Source organism: Pseudomonas sp. G11-1, from assembly GCF_024031555.1.
Classification (GTDB): Bacteria; Pseudomonadota; Gammaproteobacteria; order Pseudomonadales; family Pseudomonadaceae; genus Halopseudomonas; species Halopseudomonas bauzanensis.
On record NZ_QEYQ01000001.1, the window covers coordinates 69,634 to 91,988 of the forward strand.

The 22,355-nt window shown below is 50.5% G+C and carries 18 protein-coding genes; 2 read left to right on the forward strand and 16 right to left on the reverse strand.

The window, feature by feature from the left end; translation table 11 throughout:
• Window positions 1-4: 4 nt before the first annotated feature.
• The 16 genes from DHB74_RS00335 to DHB74_RS00410 all read right to left on the reverse strand — a co-directional run bounded on the left by DHB74_RS00335 (window position 5) and on the right by DHB74_RS00410 (window position 19,310).
• The gene (locus tag DHB74_RS00335; RefSeq protein ID WP_499160536.1) at window positions 5-1,234 is read right to left on the reverse strand and encodes a glycosyltransferase family 4 protein; all 1,230 of its coding nucleotides are present in this window, start codon (window positions 1,232-1,234) and stop codon (window positions 5-7) included.
• A gap of 77 nt (window positions 1,235-1,311) precedes the next feature.
• Window positions 1,312-2,460 carry a non-hydrolyzing UDP-N-acetylglucosamine 2-epimerase gene (gene wecB, locus DHB74_RS00340; protein ID WP_499160537.1) on the reverse strand — a complete coding sequence of 383 codons (1,149 nt, stop codon included), beginning with the start codon at window positions 2,458-2,460 and terminating at the stop codon, window positions 1,312-1,314.
• Window positions 2,460-3,671: a UDP-N-acetyl-D-mannosamine dehydrogenase gene (gene wecC / locus DHB74_RS00345; protein ID WP_499160538.1), complete on the reverse strand. Its 1,212-nt coding sequence runs from the start codon at window positions 3,669-3,671 to the stop codon at window positions 2,460-2,462. Before wecC ends, wecB begins: the two co-directional genes overlap by 1 nt.
• A 45-nt stretch (window positions 3,672-3,716) precedes the next feature.
• Window positions 3,717-4,823: a glycosyltransferase family 4 protein gene (locus DHB74_RS00350; protein ID WP_499160539.1), complete on the reverse strand. Its 1,107-nt coding sequence runs from the start codon at window positions 4,821-4,823 to the stop codon at window positions 3,717-3,719.
• A gap of 14 nt (window positions 4,824-4,837) precedes the next feature.
• Window positions 4,838-6,124 carry a hypothetical protein gene (locus DHB74_RS00355; RefSeq protein ID WP_499160540.1) on the reverse strand — a complete coding sequence of 429 codons (1,287 nt, stop codon included), beginning with the start codon at window positions 6,122-6,124 and terminating at the stop codon, window positions 4,838-4,840.
• A gap of 143 nt (window positions 6,125-6,267) precedes the next feature.
• A complete protein-coding gene (locus DHB74_RS00360; RefSeq protein ID WP_499160541.1) occupies window positions 6,268-7,629 on the reverse strand; it encodes a polysaccharide deacetylase family protein in 1,362 nt (453 codons plus the stop codon).
• Between the two features lie 74 nt (window positions 7,630-7,703).
• Entirely contained in the window at window positions 7,704-8,198 is a 495-nt protein-coding gene (locus tag DHB74_RS00365) for an acyltransferase (RefSeq protein ID WP_499160542.1), read from the reverse strand.
• Entirely contained in the window at window positions 8,171-9,343 is a 1,173-nt protein-coding gene (locus DHB74_RS00370; RefSeq protein ID WP_499160543.1) for a carboxylate--amine ligase, read from the reverse strand. The genes DHB74_RS00365 and DHB74_RS00370 overlap by 28 nt, the downstream gene beginning before the upstream one ends.
• A 481-nt stretch (window positions 9,344-9,824) precedes the next feature.
• Window positions 9,825-11,087, reverse strand: a complete 1,263-nt coding sequence (locus DHB74_RS00375; RefSeq protein WP_499160544.1) for a lipopolysaccharide biosynthesis protein — start codon at window positions 11,085-11,087, stop codon at window positions 9,825-9,827.
• Between the two features lie 38 nt (window positions 11,088-11,125).
• Window positions 11,126-12,220, reverse strand: a complete 1,095-nt coding sequence (locus tag DHB74_RS00380) for a DegT/DnrJ/EryC1/StrS family aminotransferase (protein ID WP_499160545.1) — start codon at window positions 12,218-12,220, stop codon at window positions 11,126-11,128.
• Entirely contained in the window at window positions 12,221-12,808 is a 588-nt protein-coding gene (gene wbpD / locus DHB74_RS00385) for a UDP-2-acetamido-3-amino-2,3-dideoxy-D-glucuronate N-acetyltransferase (RefSeq protein WP_499160546.1), read from the reverse strand.
• Window positions 12,801-13,751, reverse strand: a complete 951-nt coding sequence (locus DHB74_RS00390; protein ID WP_499160547.1) for a Gfo/Idh/MocA family protein — start codon at window positions 13,749-13,751, stop codon at window positions 12,801-12,803. Before DHB74_RS00390 ends, wbpD begins: the two co-directional genes overlap by 8 nt.
• Window positions 13,752-13,780: 29 nt before the next feature.
• The gene (gene wbpA, locus DHB74_RS00395) at window positions 13,781-15,097 is read right to left on the reverse strand and encodes a UDP-N-acetyl-D-glucosamine 6-dehydrogenase (RefSeq protein ID WP_499160548.1); all 1,317 of its coding nucleotides are present in this window, start codon (window positions 15,095-15,097) and stop codon (window positions 13,781-13,783) included.
• Window positions 15,098-15,157: 60 nt separating this feature from the next.
• On the reverse strand, window positions 15,158-16,987 hold the full coding sequence (gene glmS / locus DHB74_RS00400) for a glutamine--fructose-6-phosphate transaminase (isomerizing) (protein ID WP_499160549.1): 1,830 nt from the start codon (window positions 16,985-16,987) through the stop codon (window positions 15,158-15,160).
• Window positions 16,988-17,196: 209 nt separating this feature from the next.
• Entirely contained in the window at window positions 17,197-17,700 is a 504-nt protein-coding gene (gene rfaH / locus DHB74_RS00405) for a transcription/translation regulatory transformer protein RfaH (RefSeq protein ID WP_036989496.1), read from the reverse strand.
• A gap of 200 nt (window positions 17,701-17,900) precedes the next feature.
• Window positions 17,901-19,310, reverse strand: a complete 1,410-nt coding sequence (locus DHB74_RS00410; RefSeq protein ID WP_499160550.1) for an MBL fold metallo-hydrolase RNA specificity domain-containing protein — start codon at window positions 19,308-19,310, stop codon at window positions 17,901-17,903.
• 264 nt (window positions 19,311-19,574) lie between these two features.
• Between DHB74_RS00410 and DHB74_RS00415 the strand changes: the two genes are divergently transcribed.
• Together DHB74_RS00415 and DHB74_RS00420 are read left to right on the forward strand one after the other, a co-directional pair.
• Entirely contained in the window at window positions 19,575-20,012 is a 438-nt protein-coding gene (locus tag DHB74_RS00415) for a low molecular weight protein-tyrosine-phosphatase (protein ID WP_499160551.1), read from the forward strand.
• A gap of 27 nt (window positions 20,013-20,039) precedes the next feature.
• Complete coding sequence (locus tag DHB74_RS00420) at window positions 20,040-22,259, forward strand: polysaccharide biosynthesis tyrosine autokinase (RefSeq protein ID WP_499160552.1); 2,220 nt, start codon at window positions 20,040-20,042, stop codon at window positions 22,257-22,259.
• The last annotated feature ends 96 nt before the right edge of the window (window positions 22,260-22,355 follow it).

Below are 22,355 nucleotides of genomic sequence, written 5' to 3' on the forward strand. Positions count from 1 at the left end.
AACGTTAGCGTCCTGCCCCCGAAAAAGCATCCTCCAACCACCCCACCCACTGATCAGACAATTTATCTCGATCAAACTCCCGCTCCGCCAGCCCTCGGCTGTTAGCACCCATCGCTTTCAGTCCAACGCGATCTGCAGCTGCACCCTCCAAAGCGTCGGCAAATGCCTTCGGGTCTGCCGGCGGTACCGCATAACCGCATTGTTCGCGCTCAATCATGCCCGCCAGCCATCCAGGGTAGTTGTTCAATACCGGCAGTCCGGCAGCAATGTAGTCGAAGAATTTATTGGGTGAAGTTCCGTAGTAGAAGGCCGGCACATTCGCCAGAATCTGCATCCCCAGATCGGTGGACTTCATCAATCCGGCCAAGCGAGTCTTGTTTACCGGATCATGAAACACCACATTATCCAGTCCTTCTCTGCTCGCACGCTCCTGCAATGTTGGCTTGAACTTACCATTGCCTATCAGCAGCAGCTTGATATCACTACGACCACGCCGCTTGAGTTCAGCAGCAGTATCCAGAACCGCGTCCAGCCCGTTGGCCATCCCGTGAGTACCGGCAAATATCGTCATCAAATCAGAATCAGCGATTCCTTCCGGCCGCCACGGCTCCACATCCGCTGTAAAGATATCGAGATCGCAACCATTGGGGATCATCGTGATCCGTTCAGACGGTACGCCGCGTTTCTCGATACCCTCCACAATGCCAGGCGACAATCCAACCAGACGATGAGCGGAACGATAGCTAGCCCACTCAAGTACGCTCATTGCCCATAATATTACCGGGTTGGTGATCACGCCCATCGCCTTGGGCAGCTCGGGCCAGAGATCTCGTACCTCGAAAACAAACGGCTTGCCCCGCAGCCACCGCGCCAGAATGCCAGGTATACCCGCCGTCAAAGGTGTCGTCGTGGCAAAAACCAGATCGTACTTCTCGGTCATAGCAACTTTTACACTGCGAAAGGCGAAACTGAGGAACGTCTTGATCCGCTTGGCAAAGCCATCGCTATTGGAATATTCCAGATTCAATTCCAATACATCAATGCCATCAACCGTTCCTCGGCGCTGACCATTGACGAACTCACCCGTCAGGCCTGTGGTGCCGCCCTGGGCGCTGCCACACACCATGGTGACGCTATGGCCTCGCTCAATCAGCTTACGCGCCATGGCATAGGACCGTATTGCCCCTGCCCCTTTTGGAGTAACAAAATGCTGATGGAAATAAAGAACTTTCACACGGTCATCCATTCGATAGTGGTGATCAACTCACCTGATTGATCAATTTCGATTTCCAGAACCGGTAGCAGGTCTTGTCAGATGTTAGCGTGACTCGCACTCTTCAAGTACTCACAAATCCGCTCACTGGCCTTACCATCGCCGTAGGGGTTGTGGGCAAGAGACATTTTTTCATACAGCGCTACATCATCCAGCAGGCACTGCACTTCCCGCACAATCAGGTCGGCATCGGTTCCCACCAGCCTCACCGTACCCGACTCCACAGCTTCTGGGCGCTCGGTGGTGTCGCGCATCACCAGCACTGGCTTACCCAACCCAGGGGCTTCTTCCTGCACCCCACCGCTGTCGGTCAATACCAGATAAGCATTTTGCATCAGGTAAACAAACGGCTCATAGCCTAGCGGCTCGATCAACTGGACATTGTTTGAATCACCCAGCAAACGTTTCACAGGCTCTTGCACATTGGGGTTCAAATGCACGGGATAAATAAAGTGAGTGTCAGGGTTTGCGGCAGCCAATTGGCTAAGCGCCTCGCAGATATTCTCAAAGCCTTCACCAAAATTCTCACGACGATGCCCTGTTACCAGCACATATCGTTTGTTTAACAAATCCGTGTTTAATCCCGCCTGCTTCAAAACAGACTGGATACTGTTTTTCAGCGCAGCCGACTGATCAATCTTTCTCACTACCCACTGCAAAGCATCAATCACCGTGTTGCCGGTAATAGTGATCTTGTCGGAAGCAATATGTTCATGCAATAGAGCATTCTGATTACGCTCGGTCGGCGCAAAATGCACAGCGGCCAGGCGGCCGGTCAGCACACGATTGGCTTCTTCCGGCCAAGGCGAATACATATTACCGGTACGTAAACCTGCTTCCACATGACCCACAGGAATCTGCTGATAAAAAGCAGCCAGCGTAGCAGCAAAAGTGGTAGCCGTATCACCATGTACCAGCACGATATCAGGCTGAAACTCCTTCAGCACATCCCGCAGCCCAAGCAACACGCCCGACGTAATGTCGTACAAGTCTTGGCCGGCCTTCATCAGGTTCAGATCATAGTTCGGCGTGATCTCGAACAGCTCCAGTACTTGGTCGAGCATTTCCCGATGCTGCGCTGTCACGCACACCCTAGCATCAAAAAAATCATCTTCAGCCAGTGCCTTAGCCAGTGGAGCCATTTTAATGGCTTCCGGGCGTGTACCGAATACGGACAGAACCTTCATTATTTTGTCACCCCACAAAAATCCAGCACCACTTTGCCTGTAGGTATATCCAACTGTTTGAACTCATTGTGCGCGACCAGAAACACAACCATATCAGCCTGCTCAACCGCCTCTTTTACATCGGTTATCTTGTAGTAAGCATGTTCATGAATGTTCGGCTCTACAATGAAGTAATTCTCGTTACCGGCTTCCTGCAGTACTTTTTGCGCGATGTAAACAGCAGGAGACTCGCGTAGATCATCAATGTTTGGCTTGAAGGCGAGGCCCATCAAGGCAACAGAAGGAGCTCTACCCTGACTGATGGCAAAATCACGAATGGCATGTCTGGTCTTTTCTGCACACCAAAAAGCCTTGTAATTGTTTATTTCACGCGCCTTACCGATGATCTGAGACTCCATGGGGAACTCAGAAGTAATAAAGTAGGGGTCAACCGCGATGCAATGCCCACCTACCCCGCTACCAGGCTGCAGGATGGTTACACGGGGGTGCTTGTTGGCAAGACGAATAAGCTCCCATGCATCAATACCTGCTTTATCGCAAATGAGCGATAGCTCGTTGGCGAACGCAATCTGCACATCACGGCTGGCGTTCTCAGTAAGCTTGCACATTTCAGCGGTGCGGGCATTAGTGCGGTGTAATTCACCTTTGACAAACTGCTGGTAAAATTCACAGGCTTTCTGAGTGGCAGCATCATCCACACCGCCAATCACACGGTCGTTGTACACCAGCTCGTACATAACGTTGCCAGGCAGTACCCGCTCCGGACAATAGGCAATATGTAGCTTGCCATTTAACTCCGGCCGCTGGGAGTAGATAAAATCACGCATGCGCTCGGTTGTGCCCACCGGTGAAGTGGACTCAATGATGTACAAATCACCTTCTTTGAGCAGTTGTAAAATACTTTCGGTAGCCGCCTGAATATAAGAAATATCCGGCTCGTGACTCCCGCCCTTGAAGGGCGTAGGCACTACTACCAGATATACATCCGCTGGTACCGCCAAGGTGTCAGCACGCAGAAATCCCGCCGCCACCGCACTGGCTACCGCAGTATCCAGTTCAGGTTCAACAATGTGAATTTTGCCCGCATTGATGGTGTCCACCACCTTTTGAGAAATATCCACACCGTGAACGGAGATATTGTTGGCCGCAATTAGCGCGGAAGTTGGTAAACCTATATAGCCTAAGCCGATAGTGACGACATGTGGTTGCATCAATTTCAAAGTCTCCTTGGGTGTTTTCAACTTCAAGATATAGTGCTAGATCAGCGACTTATAGAGCCCGGACAGTTTTGACTCTTCTATAGACCAGTTGAAGACTCGCTCGACCGCTTGTCGGCCATTACGCCCCATCTGCTCAGCTTCCACAGGATTTTTGATCAAATAATCAATCGCATCAGCGATAGCTGCGGGCTCAAGTGGATTAACACAAACACCGCATTTATTTCCGTCAATGATCTCACACCACAGAGGAAAGTTTGACGCAATGACCGGCAAGCCAGCAGCCATGTACTCGAACATTTTAACGGGCAGCGAATCTAGGTAATTAATCGCGGGACGAAGCGTTACCAAACCTGCCACAGAGCCTGCAAAGCTGTCGCGAACACCTTCTCGATCAAGCCATCCTAGTGCATCGACCTTCAACCAGCCCTTCTCGGCCCGCACTTCTTTTTCAAAGCTTGCCTCAGTAAAGCTCCCACCTAACTGCAAGCGCGTATCCGTTTTTACAAAGCCCATAGCTTGCACCATTTCGAGAATACCGCGAATCCTGCCTAATCCGCCCACATAGCATACTTCGTCCCGTTTCTCGCTCCAGTCAACTTCTCCTAGCGCTAGTTCGCCCAACAGAGGAAAGTTATTGATATCGACAGACTTGACACCCATCGCGAGATACTTATCCCGGATATAAGGTGTAGCCGCAATCACCGCATCAAACTTAGGGGATGCCCAGCGCTCATACGCAGCAAAAGTTTTGGACAAAACCCATTTCGCAGCCTCATTCAAGTATGGTTTACCCAGCAATTGTTTGGGTACATCTTCATGAGCATCGAAGATTACAACTTTACCGGCTTTTTTCAATTTCAAGCCGATAGGAATTAGCTCAGGATCATGTAAATGGTAGATACTCGCATCAATGTCTAGCGCTTTTTTGAGCACAAGAGCAGGTGCATTGCGAATCCGATCCAAGCGCCCTTTTGATACTCCTACATCATTAATACTAATGCCATTCTTTACCTCGTCACCTTTACCATCAGCGACGACCAAGAACACTTCATAGCCAAGAGCCGAGAGAGAACCACACTCTTTTAGAAATATGCGGGTATCATAGCGACGATGAACAGAAGTAAGATGCGCGACTTTAAACATATCAATTACCATACTTAAGCAACTTGGGCTCTCGAATCCCTAAAAAGCAACAACATAACAAGAGCAATTAAGAGACCATGAGTTAACATAGTCGTAAGCAAATCAGATGCTATAAGAGTTGAGCGCAACGGAATTAACATCATACATACTGCCAACCAAGTTGGAATATCCGATTTAATCACCACGCAATCAACAATTTTTATAAAATATGCCAGTATCACAGAGTATATAACAACCCCCATAACTCCTGCATGCGCATAGCCTGAAGCAATAAACCCATTATTAGCTCCAGCGCCACTACCATTATACTCACCAATCACATGCGGTAAACCAACATCATATGGGTAAGCAATAAAGCTGGAAAGAACTGAGTTACTCCAATAAACAAACTGATTATTAAAGAAAAATTCGAAGTAATCAAACATCAATAAGGAGGGCACATAGAAAACACGACGAATAAACAATGAGCCTACCATTACCTCCCCAAGATAGAGATAGGCTGCCAGCGACCCAACGACCACAAGTAAAAAGCCCACCGGCATAATCGTCAAGCTATTAAAGCGCCTAAAATAGTACCAAACACCAAAAATCATAATTGGGGTAAAGAAAACAGCTTTGTGATTAGAAACTCCGTAAAAAAAGACTTGGGCAGCACAAAGGGCCGCAAAAAACAAAAAGTTTCTTTTGTAAAGTGAATAGCTTATCAGAAACACTGAAAATACTTTGTACACCCAGTTATTCAAATACGCTAGAACCCCTACATTTGCTAACTCTGCACTTTGCTCGCGGTAATCATAAACCTTGGAGAAATTCAGGTTAAAATGCATAACTGCGCCCGAGGCGAAGTACCAAAGAATCAGAAAAACGACAGCGACAAATGCGATATACAGTGAGACCTTTCTACCTCGGGCGAGCCTAGGCACCTTTGGCGGTGGCATTAGCGGTGAAAGGGGACCACCATATTGAAAAAGCTTAAAGAAAAAGAATACCGCGATAACCACAAAAAAAGGAAAAACGCTATAATTCCCCAAGCCGATCATACTGCTTAGCGGGGCTATAATAGCAAGTAAGAACGTGACTATGAAGTAGTCTGATATGACGTGTAGCATGTGCCTTACTAAAATGGTGCATATGCCATATACCAGCCACGACATCAAGTACCTATCTACAGAAACCTCGAGAGAATACCCTTCATAGAAAAAAACTTTACTAACAAACAAAACATATGAAAGATCAAGAGCCACCCGAAACAGCAGGCAGGAAAAAATGAACACCACCCTATTATTTAAAAGCTTAACCATAAATCAGTAACACCTTCTCTTAGATATGGCGACACATGCCATATGTAATGACACCCCTGTCTCGCTCCGACGTACAGTACCGATTGGCTTCTTGTAAACACCCTGTGCTTCCTGCCTCTTCTTAAACACAAGACGTCAGTACTTCATTTGATCACCAAGTCTTTATAAAACAGGAAATCATCTTGAGACATAAAATGGCTATTGTGCCATAACAGTGTAAACATCCCATTTACAGCCTTACACTTCCCTTTTAATTCTTGGAATTTTTCTAGGGCGCCCTGAGTGTAGGCAAGCCCCATATATCGTTCCGCAATGATGGTGCTCTCCATCACTATCAAAGGCCTTATTCTAAGCTCCAGCGCTTGCTGGCTTTGCGGGTTGAAGGCCGGGTACTCGAAGCAGGTTCCACAGCGAAAGCCTGGGTGATCAGCGTAACCTAGCGTGGTATCGTAAGCCATACCAGCATCTTCCCATGCTTGGAGGGTGGTGGGATGCTGCCACCGAAGAAAGTGCATACGCCCCCCCCATTGCTCTTGGTATATACCTTCTTCAGCACAGATATCTTTCAGTCGAGCCGCTTCTTGGCGAATCAACTCAGGTGCCTGGTAAGTATCGTAACTGGGATGCAGTCCGACTTCATGTCCACGCCGGTGAATACGTCGCATCAATTCACGAATAACTGGATGCTCCGGTTCATAGTCTGAATCTTTGCTGGGATCAGTACGACCACAGATAAAATAAAAAGCACTTTGAAGGTTATTTTCGTCGGAAATGTCCATCAGCCAATCAAAAGTATTGAATGGATCATCTATATGCAACTGCTGCTTCGTATTCAACCGTACCCAAGGTGCGAGCAGCGCGCGTTTGAAGTTTCGGTGCTTCAATATGTCGCCCGCTATGGAGCGCATAAACGAAGCGAAAGAGCTGAACGCATATCGACTAGGGTTGTCCACATCATGACTGACTTTCATACTGAATCTATGCCGTTTTAGCTCTATTAGCGGCCATACCCTCTGAATCACCTGTCCAAGGACGTGTAACCATTCATCAACAATCGGCCGTTCCAGATAACCATACTTAAAAGCATGCGACGATGCCGCAGGGAAGCGGCCATGATTGTCCAAGTCGTTGCGCCCAACCTCTTCCAAACGACTGAGCATCCAGTATGTAAACCCCAGAATATCGTAGTGTATAACCACATTATTACCCTGCTGCTCCACCAATGGGATCGGCGGATTTGCCAGGCCTGGAGTCGCCAAATGCTCATCCAGAGCGGGAGAGAACCCTTCATCCCTTGCATCCCAATGACCGCAAGGGAAGTCAGAATCGGCCTTATTAAAACAAGGCAGCATAACCGGGAAAATAATTGACCGGTAATCCTCCGATTTATCTGCAAGTCGAAGGTGAAGATGCTGATCAGCCCTCTCCACGATAAAATCATGGCCATAGCGCTCTTTCAAGAGCGTACAAAGCCAGGCTAATGCAGATTCAGTCAAGTTCTTCATTCATTGCCTTTGTTTTCTAACACCAGGTTATTTTACCTTGTCCTTCTGAGAGAACGGCGTAAAGGAAAAGCAGTTCATTCATTCCGGTACTTCACAACTTTAGCTGGACTACCAACCACCACTGCATTGGCAGGAACGTCGCCTACAACTACGGCACCCGCCCCAATAACAGCTCCCGTGCCTATTTTAACACCCTTAAGTATCGTCACGTTAGCAGCTATCCACACATCATCACCTATAACTATGTCTTCCTTGTGGTGCGGCTGTTTTTTCATTGGCATGCCTAACTGCATACCATGATCACGTCCCCAAATCACCGTCTTGGGGCCGATCATTACATCGTCACCAATAACTATATTGCCTAACAAATGACAATTAGAATTAAGGTAAAAATTATTACCTATAATAATCTTAGGATCGCCAACCAGACGGCAGTATGGCTCAATTACAGAACTACCCAGAAATGTGACACCTGAGAACACAGTATTGTTGTATATTTTCACCCCCTGCCGTCTCAGCGCAATTTTTTTGAAGGTCAAAATTATCGAATTTTTAATCGTTTTAGGCATGCGCTCACGACCGCTCTTGTTAAAAGGTAAAAACTGTAAACAAATGGTTTGATGTCGGATGACTCGTAAATCGCCCACACGCGCTTGTCACCTCCCCAAACATTATGCTTGAAGTGCCGCCAATACCCTTTTCTGCTTATTAAATTTCCAATCTCATGCATCATGTAGACGAAATGGATAACAACGTCTCTATTCTGTATATCTACTACAACCTCCTGATTTGTCGCATAATCGTACATGGACTTATGCAACCGTACGCCACTGATTTTGCCAGTGCGATTCCACATCATTGAACGGAGGTTTACTTCCATTAATTTATATTTCTTATCTCTGCAATCATATTTGAATTCTGGTTCAACTACCCCAAAGGCGTCCAGCGCTGTCACAAGCGCTCTTCCTTGCTTTAAAACCTCATCAGAGGCTTCATTGGAGGAGCTACAAAAGACACCGTAATTATCCGGATACTGAGTCAGCTTTTTACCAACCCACTCATTCTGTATATCCCCATCCGGCGAACGGAAGCAGGTATATGCGTAGATATTGGTATCATCACCTGGCACGAACTCTGAGACTATGAATTCGACACCATCACATAAAAAGTCAACGAACGTATGTTTATTCTTCTCGAAATCCGCCAATGATTCTATATACATATTCCGGAATATGTTTATTACAGCATCGACTCGAGTAGAGGGCTTTATGAGAACCGGAAAAACCAATTCACTTACCCTCTCCAGATCTTTTTGTTCTTTTATCTGTACTGTCTTAGGATACGGAATACCAATTTTTTCGCACACAGCATATTGATAATACTTGTCAAACGACTGCATCACTGTAACGGGATTCAAAGGTACAAAGCAAAAGTGCTCGATTTCGTGGCGGATTAGAGAAAGGTTCTCTACCTGCAAGTCATCTGTAGGGAAAATAACGATATAATCAAATTGCTTATTAAGCTCCTTAAGAGCATGCAGAAGCGAGCCAGGCGTCTTATCTATACGCGCATGGTAGTTAATTTTGTTACTATAACCAGCAACGGAACGTCCGTAATCAAATAGCGCTATATTAGAAACACCCTCTTCCGTGAGCTCCTTGACTATGGAATAGCCATTAACATATCCACCCAGGACCAGCGCAGCATTATTCATCCCATCTCCTAAAAATCTTTTTAGTGCTTTAGCAAGGTTACTTAACCCAACTGCTTAAAATTAAAAACCTGACCTACACTTACCCAGTAAGCGTGTAACAAATTCCACCGCATTTTTATCCGCAAAGTTTGGATAAGTTATCTGTGCTGGAGATTTTATCTAGAAAGTCGAAAACAAAAGATCAGACAGCCCACATGAGCTTTTTCCGTCATAATGACAGTACCTTGCTTGCATACGATGAAAATGCATACCTACAACTGCCGTAACAGCTTTATCAACCAACAACCTCTTGGGTAAGTTGTATATCTTCGATGGACGGACCCACACTTTCTCTATTCTCCAGTGGAGGTGCAATCACTTTAAGGCCGGCTCAAAATTAACAACCTTCGACAGCCTGATGAAAAAACGCATTAACAATGACACTATGACAGCTTGGACACAGCAGGTCTTCACCCAGAAATCAATCATCAGCAAATAGAATTCATATCTTTGCCTCAGAAACCAACTTTAGCAGCGCGAGCAATAATAAATAGTGGATCGTTATAACAATGGAGTATGTCCTTAGAAACATCTCAAAACTAAAATCAAGGTACCCGCAGACAAACAAACAAAGCATAGACAGCACCAGAAAAGCAACCTGCCAAATAAGTGACAGCTTTTGACGCTCAAAAATGCTGTTCGTATTACTGAGGGTGGCACTAACAAAGCGAACTGCGAACACAGGCAAAATTATTTGTGCATAAATTCCCGCCGCCTGCCATTGCTCGCCAAACGCCAGCTCAAAAAGCGCCGGCACTAAAAAATATAAAGGTATGAAAAATGCACATGACAACACTACAAGTCTTTTCGATGTAGCTCTAAATATCTTAACCGCCTTCCCGGTCTCATTTTTCTCTTTTGTAGCCTGCTGAAAATAAACCTGACCGATAGAAATGCCGATTAAATTAGTTGGCATCCCCAATATACGCTGAGCTAGAGAGTAAAAACCTAACGTAGCCACGCTATAATAAGCAGTAATTAATATGTTCAAAAGCTGTACCGACAAGGTATTCGCAAAAACCGCCCACATTGAATATTTTGGAAAATCTATGTAACGCCTTGCCACTCGACGCATACTTAACCACTTCACGCTCGCGATACGGTAGTTATTCCTCACGTTCATCGCCAAACGTGCGTTCGCCATTATATGCGATGCAATTTGACCACTAATCAAACCACTTGCTGTTCCCTTCAAGGCACCATAACCAAGCTGCACCATAGCCTGCGCAACAGATTTATAAACAGTGGCTTTGGCCATATCCATATAGGCTTTTTTTCTATTATTAAGATAGTTAAGCACATTATAAAGACCAATCAACCATACAACTAATGGAACAAAATATAACCAGTATGCGATAAACTCGTTATCTAGAACGGCAGCCAGATAGTTGTTAAAGTACACAGCAGGGAAAACAAGCATTAGCGCTAATACTGTAGCAATCAGCATTCCCATTGCTGCAATATTTAAGGCGTCATCATCCTCGACAGGCAACATAATTGCCAACTCATATCTCCCATTCGCTACCGACCCGATAATGGTAGCAATGGCTACAAATAGAGCGAAGACGCCAAAATCTTCCGGTGTGTACATCCTTGTCAGAACTGGGGTTATCGCAATAGGGATCGCTTGAGCAATAGTTGTGCCCGTCATCAGCGTGAGCACATTCTTGGCAAAACTACTTTTAGGCAATATCTTATTTAACATTAAGCCACTTCGATAAGATCATTTAACGGACAACCCCATTATTCCAAAACAGAAAAAACCACTCTCTCCACGTTCGCATCGGTCATGTAAGGATGCATGGGTAAGCTCATAATTTCGTCGGCCACTCTGTCGCCTACCGGCAGTTGAGCAGTGATGTCTGCTACTGCAGGCTGCTTGTTCAACGGAATAGGATAATGAACTGCGGTGGGTAGACCCTTCTGTTTGAGTTTCTCCTGCATGTCTGCACGATCTTGCAGGAGAATACTATATTGAGCCCAAGCACTAATGTTGTGGGGTTCGGTATAAGGAATTATCAATCTGTCGCTTTCGCGACAATGAAGCGTAAACAGTTCGCTATAACGAGCTGCAACTTGCTGCCGTAATGCTAGTTCGTCGTCAAAGATATCTAATTTCGATAGTAAAATGGCGGCTTGCATTGTATCCAAGCGGCTATTCACCCCTATACGAACGTGATGATAGCGACGATCCTGACCATGACGAGCAATCTGCCGAAGAATTGTTGCCAGCTCTTCATCGTTAGTGAATATGGCACCACCATCACCGTAGCAACCCAGTGGCTTACTGGGGAAGAAACTAGTGGTGGCTATGGTGCTGAGGTTACAAGAACGCTTACCCTTGTAGCTAGCGCCGAAGCTTTGGGCGGCATCTTCAATTACCGGTATTCCGTGTTTCTCGGCAATCGCATTGATGACGTCGAAGTCCGCACATTGACCGAACAATGAAACAGGGATGATTACTTTAGTGCGCGGCGTAATGGCAGCTTCCAGCAGTCTTGGATCTAAATTGTAGGTGCACGGGTCGATGTCCACATATACCGGCTTTGCGCCTAGCAGAGCGACGGTTTCGGCGGTCGCGATGTAGGTAAAGCCGGGAGTAATTACTTCATCATCCGGTCCTATGCCAAAAGCCATTTGGGCAATTTGTAAGGCGTCCGTGCCGTTGGCACATGTAATGCAGTGTTTAGCACCAACAAAGGCAGCAAGTTTTTCTTCTAGCTCGGTTACTTCCGGGCCGAGGATGTACTGTCCATGGGCAAGCACTCGCTGGATACCAGTATCAATCTTGTCTTTAATGCGTGCTTGCTGGGCTTTAAGGTCAATAAATTCAATCATTTACTGCGCATCCACTTTGTTTAGACGGTTGTCGCTCAAGACATAGCTCGCGCCCGTGTGGGCGCAGCTTACCTCGCCTGTCCCTTGCACCGGCAACTCCAGCTGCTCACCAAACTCGCTCATCCAGCCAATCTGTCGGGCCGGCACGCCAACCATCAGGGCGTAAGCGGGCACGTCTTTATTAATGACAGCGCCAGCCCCCACGAATGCATATTCACCGATGGTTACACCGCATACGATGGTGCAGTTGGCCCCCAGGGTCGCGCCTCTTTTTACCAAGGTATCGCGGTACTGATCTTTGCGTTCAATCAAGGAGCGAGGGTTATAAACATTGGTAAAGACCATGCTTGGTCCACAGAACACTCCTTCTTCGAGCGTGACGTTGTCATAGACTGACACGTTGTTCTGTACCTTGCAGTGATCCCCAATAAGTACCTTATTCCCCACGAATACGTTCTGCCCCAGAGAAACGCCCTTCCCGATGCGCGCGCCTGCGCACACGTGGACGAAATGCCAGACGCGCGAACTCTCGCCTATGTGCGCCCCTTCGTCCACGATGGCGCTCGGGTGTTGGTAGTAATCAGCCATGCAGCACCTTTTTGAGTAACGGGTGAGGGTTTTCCGGGTTCCGGACTAGTTCAGCTTTGCGCATTACGTCAACGGTTTCGATCGCAGCGCGATTATCTTCTACGCCATAACCTTGGCCAGTAAGAATACGCTGATAGCTTTGAGTGTGTAGATCGGTGAATCCACCCGAAAACTCCAGTTCCTCGCCTTCGATATCGATACTGCGATAGGTAAGCTTTTCACCCTGAACCGCATTTTCCGGCAGGTGCTTCGCATCGATGGATAGGAACCAGCGCACATTGGCGCGCTCGTACTTCAAGAAACCGGACGAGGTTTTTTCATCACGATAATGCACTTCGTTGTGGATAATTTTGCCGAAGATGAAGTGCAGCATGTCGTAGAAATGCACACCGATGTTGGTCGCTACGCCGCCGGACTTCTCGTCAAAGCCCTTCCAGGACTTCAGGTACCACTTACCGCGTGAGGTCAGATAGGTCAAGTCGACATCAAAAATCTTTCCAGCAGGAGCTGCCTGGACTTTGTCCCGTAGCGCGATGATGGAAGGGTGCAAACGCAGCTGCAAGATGGAGTTGACCTTCGCCCCGTACTCTTTCTCATACCGGTTCAGCGTATCCAGGTCGGCGGTATTCAGCACAAGGGGCTTTTCGCAGATCACATCAATGCCGTTTTGCAGTGCGAATTTCATATGCGGCAAATGCAGATAGTTCGGCGAGCAGATAGCGATGTAATCAAGCTTCTGGCCACTTTGTTTCAGGTCTTCAACAAAACCGGAAAACTCTTCAAACCGCGTGAAAAACTCGGCCTCGGGAAAATGACTGTCCATGATGCCGACGGAGTCGTTCACATCCATCGCTACAATCAGGTTGTTGCCCGTTTCCTTGATGGCTTTCAAATGGCGGGGGGCTATATAACCTGCGGCGCCAATCAGCGCAAAATTCTTCATAATCATTCCTTGCAGACTGCGGGGCTGGATCAAGCTTTGATGATGTTATCTGCCGGAGTACGGTACTTGCCGCGGCTATCAATGACCAAGCGTGCATGCTGTTTAATCAGCTCGTAATTAAATCCGTCATGATCGGTTGCCAATACAACTGCATCAAAGCTTGCGATATTGTCGGCGATCATAGGCTCGCTGCTTAGCTCGAAATGGTGTTCGCGCATTTTCGGGAATACTGGGACGTGCGGATCGCTGTAAGCCACGATGGCACCTTTGGCTTCGATCAGCTCCATTAACTCCACGGAAGGTGATTCGCGCATATCATCCACGTTCTTCTTGTATGCGATACCCAGTACCAAAACACGGCTGCCTTTCAGTGCTTTCCCGCTGTCGTTCAGACCTTCCACCAACTTACTCAGTACGTATTCCGGCATTGCACGATTGACTTCACCAGACAGCTCGATGAAACGCGTGTTAAGTCCGTACTCGCGCGCCTTCCACGTCAGATAGAAAGGATCGATCGGGATGCAGTGGCCGCCCAGGCCGGGGCCAGGATAATAGGCGGTAAAGCCAAATGGCTTGGTAGCGGCGGCATCTACGACTTCGAAGATATCTATCCCCATGCGGTCGGCGACCACCTTCATTTCATTGACCAAACCAATGTTGACGGCCCGGTGAATATTTTCCAACAGTTTGGTCATCTCCGCCGCCTTGGTTGAGCTGACGGGTACGACCTGATCAATGGCCTGCTCGTACAATGCCAATCCCACTTCCAGGCAGGCGGGGGTATGGCCTCCGATCACTTTAGGAATAGTACGTGTTTCGAAGTCAGGGTTGCCTGGGTCTTCACGCTCGGGGGAGTAGACCAGGAAAATGTTCTCGCCTACCACCAGGCCGCGTTCCTGCACACGCGGCAGCAGTTCTTCTTCAGTAGTACCGGGATAGGTTGTGCTTTCCAGCGAGACGATCTGCCCTTCACGCAGATATGGTTTCAGCGCATCCGTGGTGTTGATTACGAAGCTCATATCTGGTTCGCGATATTTATTCAGCGGGGTTGGGACGCAGAGAATCAGCGCGTCACACTCGCTGACGCGACTGAAATCAGTGGTCGCTTCAAACCCGCTTTGACCTGCCGCCGCTATTTTCTCCGCTGGGATATGCTCAATATAGCTTTCACCTGCGTTCAGCTTGCTTACTTTGCCTTCGTCAATGTCGATCCCCAAGACGCGAAACCCGATCGCGTTGTAGCGCAGCATCAGGGGCAGCCCAACATAACCCAGGCCGACGACGCCGATCAGCGCCTCTTTTTGTTTGAATTTCTGGATAGCGGTTTGTTGCGTGTTTGCAGTCATATGAAGACCTGATTGTTTAGTTGTGTAACGGACTGGAAGGTTCTGCGGAACCTGAGATGTCTATTCAACGGTGACTGATTTGGCCAGGTTTCTTGGTTTGTCTACGTCAGTGCCTTTTACCAATGCCACATGATAACTGAGCAGTTGCAGCGGCAGGGTGTAAATGATCGGCGATACGCTTTCGTATACCCAAGGCATTTTGATGTGGGTGATACCTTCGCCGTTATCCAGCTCTGCCCTTTCGCAGGCGAAGTTAATCAGCTGACCGCCGCGGGCGCGGACTTCCTGGAGATTGGATTTGAGTTTTTCCAACAGGCTGTCGCTGGGGGCAACGCTAACGACAGGCATGTCCTCATCCACCAGAGCCAAGGGGCCGTGCTTGAGCTCGCCAGCGGCGTAGGCTTCGGCATGGATGTAGGAGATCTCTTTGAGCTTGAGCGCTCCTTCCATGGCGATGGGGTAATGGGTGCCGCGGCCGAGGAATAATGCGTGATGCTTGTTAGCAAAGCTCGCAGCCAAAGCTTCGATTTCACCATTCAGCTCAAGGGTTTGCGCAGTGAGCGCCGGCAGGTTGCGCAGTGCGCGCACGTTGGCGGCAATCAGCTCGTTAGCGCGACCACGCTCCTGAGCCAGAGCGGTAGTCAACCACAGCAGCGCCACCAATTGGGTGGTAAAGGCCTTGGTAGAGGCCACACCGATCTCCGGGCCTGCCTGGGTCAGCAAGCGCCAATCCGCTTCGCGTACCAGGGAGCTGCCGGCCACGTTGCAGATGGCCAGGGTGCTGAGGTAGCCCTGGGACTTGGCGTGGCGCAGTGCGGCCAGGGTGTCGGCAGTTTCCCCTGATTGGGAGATGGTAATAAGGAGAGTATTCGCCGGTACGGCGACCTGACGATAGCGGAACTCGCTGGCCACTTCCACCTGGCACGGCAGGCCAGCCTGCTCTTCGATCCAGTAGCTGGCAACCAAGCCGGCATGGTAGCTGGTACCGCAGGCAACGATGTGGATGTTCTCGATATCCTTGAGACGGGTTTCTGCATCCGGCCCGAGAGTAGCTGTAAGAACGTGATCATCACCCAGGATGCCGCTCAGGGTATTAGCGATGGCAACGGGCTGCTCATGAATTTCCTTGAGCATGTAGTGACGGTATTCACCCTTGTCCAGACTGTGAGCGGCATGCTCATAACGCAGCACCGCATATTCCATCGGTACGTTCTGCTTATTCCAGATTTCCCGGCTTTCCAGGGTCAGGCGAGCGTGGTCGCCTTCGTCCAGGTAGATGAACTGGTCAGTTACCTGCAGCAGGGCCAGCGGGTCGGAGGCGATAAAACGCTCTTCACTTCCTTCACCAATGACCAGCGGGCTGCCCATCCGGGCACAATAGAGCGTATCGGGTTCATCCTGGTGAATGACGCCCAGCGCATAAGCGCCGTGCAGCTCTGTCAGGGTGGTACGGAAGGCGCAGAGCAGGTTCTGCTTTTGCTTGTAGTTGTGGGCCAGCAGGTGGGCAACAACTTCGGTGTCGGTATCAGATGTGAACGTGTAGCCCAGGTCCGTCAGCTTCTTACGCAGAGCACCGTGATTTTCGATGATACCGTTGTGAACGACGGCCAGGCGCTCGGACAGATGTGGGTGGGCGTTGTGTTCGGCTGGCTTGCCGTGGGTGGCCCAGCGAGTGTGGGCGATGCCCAGGTGGCCGTGGGCTGGTGTCAATTCCAGAGCATTTTCCAGCTCTGCCACCTTGCCGGCAGCGCGTACGCGCTTGATGCCGTTGCCGGTAGCCAGTACGGCCACACCGGCTGAGTCGTAGCCGCGGTATTCAAGGCGGCGCAAGCCTTCAATGAGGATGGGAGTGATGTTGCGTTTGGCTACTGCACCTACGATTCCGCACATATATTCTTCCTGCTGGATGCTGTGTTTTGTCTTTCAGTCGAGCTGTGACTGCGTGTGCATCCGTGCACCGTTATGGCGCTCTCACGCTGGCCTTGGCCACGCTACCGCCCCAAGATTTGATGTCGATCTCTTGAGGACATATCCGTTTTCAGATTTTGACGCCGACATATTGGCGCAGCGGCTCTAAGACCGCGCCAGTTTCGGAATGTTCAGATTGATTTGAGTTGTTGTATTGGTATACGGATCTGCTGTTCACGGTGCAGCATAGTTAGCAAAATGATGGCACGCTCGTCACCGTCAGACTTGCAGAAGATAGCATCCAGATCCTTGAAGGGGCCTTCAGTTACCATCACTTTGCCACCCTCTTCAAACAGGGGCCTGCCATGGATACTGGCCAATCGCGACTGCAAGTTATCAATTATCTCGTCCGCTACCGCCAGGGGTTCATTAGCAAAGGTCACCAGCCGCAGCACCCCCCGGGTAGAGCGGATGCTGTGCCAGTTGTCGGTGAGCCTGCACAGGTTTATGAAAAGATAACCGGGAAATAGTGGCTGTTTTGTGACAACTTTCTTGCCCTGCTGGATCTTCTCTACCGTATGAACGGGGCAATAACAGGGAAAGTGTTGGTTGCGCAGGTTCTCAGCGGCTCTGGCTTCCTGCCGTGGTTTGCACTGGATGAGATACCATTGTGCTGCTGCAGAGTCTTTAGCCACGTTACTTTTCCTTTTTCTAGCGCGGCTCTCGGAAAAGGCATCTTGTTAATGCCGCCGACCATGTCGCAAGGGCTGAGATATTACTCAGCCTAGGCTGACTGTTACAAGTCCTGAACGCCTCTACCACAGGACTTTTCGCATACTACAGCTGCTCTAACATTCGCATACTTATCTTGCAACTGTCTTTTCGTTATATACCGTCACTCGCCGGGAATAAGGATTTCAAACATATGTTTGCTTGAACTCGCTTTTTCCCGCAGCTTCACCGCCAGCGCTTGCTTGGCGCCCCTGTCACCATGCACCAACCGCACCTCCGCTGGCCAGTGGCGCATGCGAGTGACAAAGTTGACCAAGCCTTTTTGATCGGCGTGTGCTGAGTATCCACCCAGGGTAGTCACCCCAGCGCGAATGTTGAGCCGCTCCCCTTCCACGTCCACATAACCGCCCTGCGGGCCGTATTGCTGAATGGCCCGTCCTGGAGTACCCGCAGCCTGATAACCGGTGAAGACAATATTGTGCCGGGGCTCCTCCAGCATGGCCTTCAGATAGTTGACGATGCGGCCTGCACTGCACATGCCGTTACCGGTAATGACGATAGCCGGCTGACGGGTCTGGGCCAGCCGATTAACCATGGCCAGGTGCTGAGCGTGGGTATTGACCGTGAGTAATTGATCGAAGCCCAGCGGCTTGTGCCCCTTGGCCACACGAGCCAGTGCTTCCCTGGCCCAATAGGGTTTCAGTTCGCGATAAAGCTGGGTGAAGCGACTGGCCAATGGCGCATCGAGGATGATCGGCATCTGGCTCCAGACGCCCTTTTGGCTGGAGATGATGCTTTCCAACTCGTAAAGCAACTCCTGGGTGCGGCCGATGCTGAACGCCGGGATGAGCACGGTACCGCCATCGGCCAGCGCCTGCTCCAGTGCCGCTTGAAAGCGTTGACGGCGCGTGCGGCGGTCTTCGTGCAGGCGGTCGCCGTAGGTGCTTTCCAGCACCACTACGTCTGCTCGATAGGGAGTGTCCGGCGGTGGCAGCAAAGGGGCATGAGGTGCCCCTAGGTCGCCGGAAAAGATGATACGGCGCCTGCGACTTTCCTTCGGGTAATGCACATCGAACTCTACCCAGGCAGAGCCGAGAATATGCCCTGCTCGCTGAAAGCGGACTTTGCAGCGCAGGTCGGGTTGCTCTATCAGGGTTGTCCATTCCCGGTAGGGCTTGCCGTTGAGCATGGGCTCGACCAGCTTGATAAAGCGCTCGGCCAATCGGGCGTCACGCTGGATGCCGACCATGAAGGCATCTTCCAGCACGGTGGGCAGCAGTTTGGCGGAGGGCTTGGTACAGTAGATAAGGCCTTTGAAGCCGGCGGCCAACAGCCAGGGCAGCCTGCCGACGTGGTCTATATGAACATGGGTAAGCACCAGGGCTTGCACACTCTCTAACGGGAATTCGATGCCGAGATCGTTGGCTTCGGCGCCTCGTTTGGAGGCTTCTGCCCCCTGGAACAGCCCGCAGTCGATCAACACGCTGGCGGTTGGGGTCAGGTGGAGCTGATGGCAGGAGCCGGTGACGCCGTTGGTGGCGCCGTGGTGCTCGATGTGGGGGTAGCGGGTCATGGGAAGTCCTTTTCTTGTTTTTGGTTATTGCGCCCCGGGTCGTGCTTGGGTGTTGCGCTTGAGAAAGCGTACCGTAAGGAGGCCGCGGGCCGGGGTGGTGGCTTTGTAGACTGTGGTCGGGTAGACATTTTTAAAACAATTGAGCCGCCGTCATTAAAGTGGCATATACGCCATGCATGCTTCAGCACTTCTTGACCTTGATAGGGGTTCTATCTACAGTTGCGAACTTGATCGCCTGCCTATTTACGGATGCCACGGTACTGCATGTTCAAATCTATTCTGGTTGTTTGTGTGGGCAATATTTGCCGTAGCCCCACTGGCGAAGCCCTGTTGAAACAGAAGTTGGCAGGAAGAGACATAACCATAAGCTCAGCGGGGCTTGGCGCACTGGTTGGCAAGCCGGTGGATGTTACTGCTGCGGAGTTCCTCGACACCGCAGGCTGCCCCCTCCCCGATCACCAGGCTCGCCAAGTCACTCCAGAGATGTTGCGTGAGGCTGATCTGGTGTTGGCAATGGAGCAACGCCACCTGCAATCTATCCATTCACTCGCGCCTGAAGCACGGGGTAAAACTTTTTTGTTCTCCAAGTGGTCTGATGGGCGGGATGTGCCTGACCCCTACCGTCAGCAGCGCCCCGCTTTTGAGCATGTGTTCAAGATTCTGGATAACGCCGCCACTGCCTGGCTGCCTTATCTCAAGTGATGTTTTTTCAGTTATAGAGAGCCCCTGATGCAGAATACGCCTGCCGTTGCGCCACCTAAATCCAGTGATGAAATCGATCTATTGGCGCTGCTGGGCGCGCTGCTGGACAACAAGGCCATCATCATTGCCTGTACCGTTTTCTTTGCCGTAGTGGGTATTGCCTATGCGGTGTTGAGTACGCCGGTCTACCAGGCCAATGGCATGATCCAGATTGAAGAAAAGTCCTCCGGCGTTGGCAGCTTGCTGGGAGACAGCGAAATGTTCGCTACCAGCTCACCTGCCGTAACTGAGATCGAGTTGCTCAAGTCCCGCCAGGTGATTGGCCAGGCTGTGGACAACCTCAAGCTGACCATTGTTGCCGAGCCCAAGTTGTTTCCAGTGATTGGGCCCTTCATGAACCGCCGCTTTCAGGCCGAGCCTGAACAGCCCGTGGCCAGTGCCTTTCTCGGCTTTGGCAGCTTCGCCTGGGGTGGCGAGCGTATCGATATATTCCAGCTTGAAGTACCTTCTGCCTATGAGGGCAAACCCCTGGTTCTGGTAGCGGGTGAGAATGGTGCTTACACCCTTCTCAACGAAGATGGCCAAGAGCTGGTAAGCGGCACTGTGGGTGCTGCTGTAAGTATCGACGATTTCAAAGTTCAGGTAGCCGAACTCACAGCTCGCCCCGGCACCGAGTTTAACGTCGTGAAGCGTGGCCGACTGAGCACTATTCTTGGCCTCCAACGTCAGATTGCTGCCAGCGAGAAAGGCAAGGACTCCGGCATCCTCTCCGTCGCTCTTCAGCATACCAAGCCCGCCTTCGCCATAGCAGTATTGGATGAAGTCAGCCGGCTGTATGTGCGCCAGAATGTTGAGCGCAAATCCGCTGAGGCCCAGCAGAGCCTGGAGTTCCTGACCGACCAGCTACCCAAGGTACGCAAGGACCTGGAGCAGGCCGAGAGTGCGCTGAATGCCTACCAGGCCAGCGCGGGTTCGGTAGATATCACCATCGAAACTCAATCCGTATTGAATCAGGTCGTGGAGCTGGAGGCGGCCATCTCTGAACTCACCCTCAAGCGCGAAGAGCTGCAACGCCGCTTTACCCGTGACCACCCCAGCTATCAGGCGTTGATGAGTCAGATGGGCCAGCTGGAAAGCCGGCGGGACCGCCTGCTGGAAGAAGTCGGCGGCCTACCGGAAACCCAGCAGGAACTGCTGCGCCTGACCCGTGATGTGCAGGTGAGCACCGAGATCTACACCCAGATGCTGAATAAATCCCAGGAGCTTGACGTGATGCGTGCCGGCACCGTAGGCAATGTGCGCATCATTGACAATGCCGCCGTGGATACCAGCGCGCCGGTCAAACCGAAGAAGGCCTTGATTGTGGTGCTGGCTACCCTGTTGGGGGGCATGTTGGGTGTCGCTATCGCCCTACTCCGTCATGCGTTGAACCGTGGCATCGAGAACCCCGAGTTGATCGAGCAGATCGGCTTGCCGGTCTACGCCTCGGTACCCTTCAGTAAAGACCAGGAGGTAATGGAGCGCGACTTCAAGGGTAAGCCCAACCATGTACAAGGGTCGCACCTGCTGGCGGCCACCAACCCAGCGGACCTGTCAATCGAGGCGCTGCGCAGCCTGCGCACCAGCCTGCACTTCGCCATGATGGAAGCGAAGAACAATATCCTGATGATTTCCGGCCCCAGCCCAGGGGTGGGCAAATCCTTCATCTCGGCCAACCTGGCAGCCATCGTGGCCCAGAGTGGCCAGAAAGTGGTATTGGTCGATGCCGATATGCGCAAGGGTTATCTGCACAAGCTGGTCAACATCAGCCCGGACGCTGGTCTGTCGGGGTTGCTGGTGCATACCCACACCCTGGCGGATGTAATGCACAAGACCGAGGTGGAGGGCATGCACTTCATCAGCCGGGGTACCATTCCGCCAAACCCATCTGAACTGTTGATGCACTCCAACTTCCAGGCGCTGATGGATCAGCTCAGTTCGATGTATGACCTTGTCATTGTCGATACACCGCCTATTCTTGCAGTGACTGACGCCGCCCTGGTGGGCAGACTGGCTGGCACCAGCCTGATCGTGACCCGTTTCGGCCTTAACCCGGTGAAGGAAGTGGAGCTGACCGTACAGCGCTTCCGCAATAATGGTATCGAGATCAAGGGCGCCATCTTCAATGCGGTGGAGAAGAAGGCAGCAGCATACGGCTACGGTAATTACGGCTACTATCAGTACGAATACAAGTCGGACGCTAAATAATCAGTTTGCAATATGGAACCATTATGGTTTAGTGGGTTCCCATGGGTAACCAAGTCGGTATAATCCGACAGACACGAACTTTTAAGGGGTCGAGAT

What these genes read in the sequence shown, in the direction of transcription:
- DHB74_RS00365 (WP_499160542.1), bottom strand. Translation starts at nt 8,198, where the DNA reads ATGCCTAAAACGATTAAAAATTCGATAATTTTGACCTTCAAAAAAATT.
- DHB74_RS00410 (WP_499160550.1), bottom strand. Translation starts at nt 19,310, where the DNA reads ATGACCCGCTACCCCCACATCGAGCACCACGGCGCCACCAACGGCGTC.
- DHB74_RS00420 (WP_499160552.1), top strand. Translation starts at nt 20,040, where the DNA reads ATGCAGAATACGCCTGCCGTTGCGCCACCTAAATCCAGTGATGAAATC.
- wbpD (WP_499160546.1), bottom strand. Translation starts at nt 12,808, where the DNA reads ATGGCTGATTACTACCAACACCCGAGCGCCATCGTGGACGAAGGGGCG.
- DHB74_RS00350 (WP_499160539.1), bottom strand. Translation starts at nt 4,823, where the DNA reads ATGTTTAAAGTCGCGCATCTTACTTCTGTTCATCGTCGCTATGATACC.
- wecC (WP_499160538.1), bottom strand. Translation starts at nt 3,671, where the DNA reads ATGCAACCACATGTCGTCACTATCGGCTTAGGCTATATAGGTTTACCA.
- glmS (WP_499160549.1), bottom strand. Translation starts at nt 16,987, where the DNA reads ATGTGCGGAATCGTAGGTGCAGTAGCCAAACGCAACATCACTCCCATC.
- DHB74_RS00360 (WP_499160541.1), bottom strand. Translation starts at nt 7,629, where the DNA reads ATGAAGAACTTGACTGAATCTGCATTAGCCTGGCTTTGTACGCTCTTG.
- DHB74_RS00390 (WP_499160547.1), bottom strand. Translation starts at nt 13,751, where the DNA reads ATGAAGAATTTTGCGCTGATTGGCGCCGCAGGTTATATAGCCCCCCGC.
- wbpA (WP_499160548.1), bottom strand. Translation starts at nt 15,097, where the DNA reads ATGACTGCAAACACGCAACAAACCGCTATCCAGAAATTCAAACAAAAA.
- DHB74_RS00375 (WP_499160544.1), bottom strand. Translation starts at nt 11,087, where the DNA reads ATGTTAAATAAGATATTGCCTAAAAGTAGTTTTGCCAAGAATGTGCTC.
- DHB74_RS00355 (WP_499160540.1), bottom strand. Translation starts at nt 6,124, where the DNA reads ATGGTTAAGCTTTTAAATAATAGGGTGGTGTTCATTTTTTCCTGCCTG.
- wecB (WP_499160537.1), bottom strand. Translation starts at nt 2,460, where the DNA reads ATGAAGGTTCTGTCCGTATTCGGTACACGCCCGGAAGCCATTAAAATG.
- DHB74_RS00415 (WP_499160551.1), top strand. Translation starts at nt 19,575, where the DNA reads ATGTTCAAATCTATTCTGGTTGTTTGTGTGGGCAATATTTGCCGTAGC.
- DHB74_RS00380 (WP_499160545.1), bottom strand. Translation starts at nt 12,220, where the DNA reads ATGATTGAATTTATTGACCTTAAAGCCCAGCAAGCACGCATTAAAGAC.
- DHB74_RS00370 (WP_499160543.1), bottom strand. Translation starts at nt 9,343, where the DNA reads ATGAATAATGCTGCGCTGGTCCTGGGTGGATATGTTAATGGCTATTCC.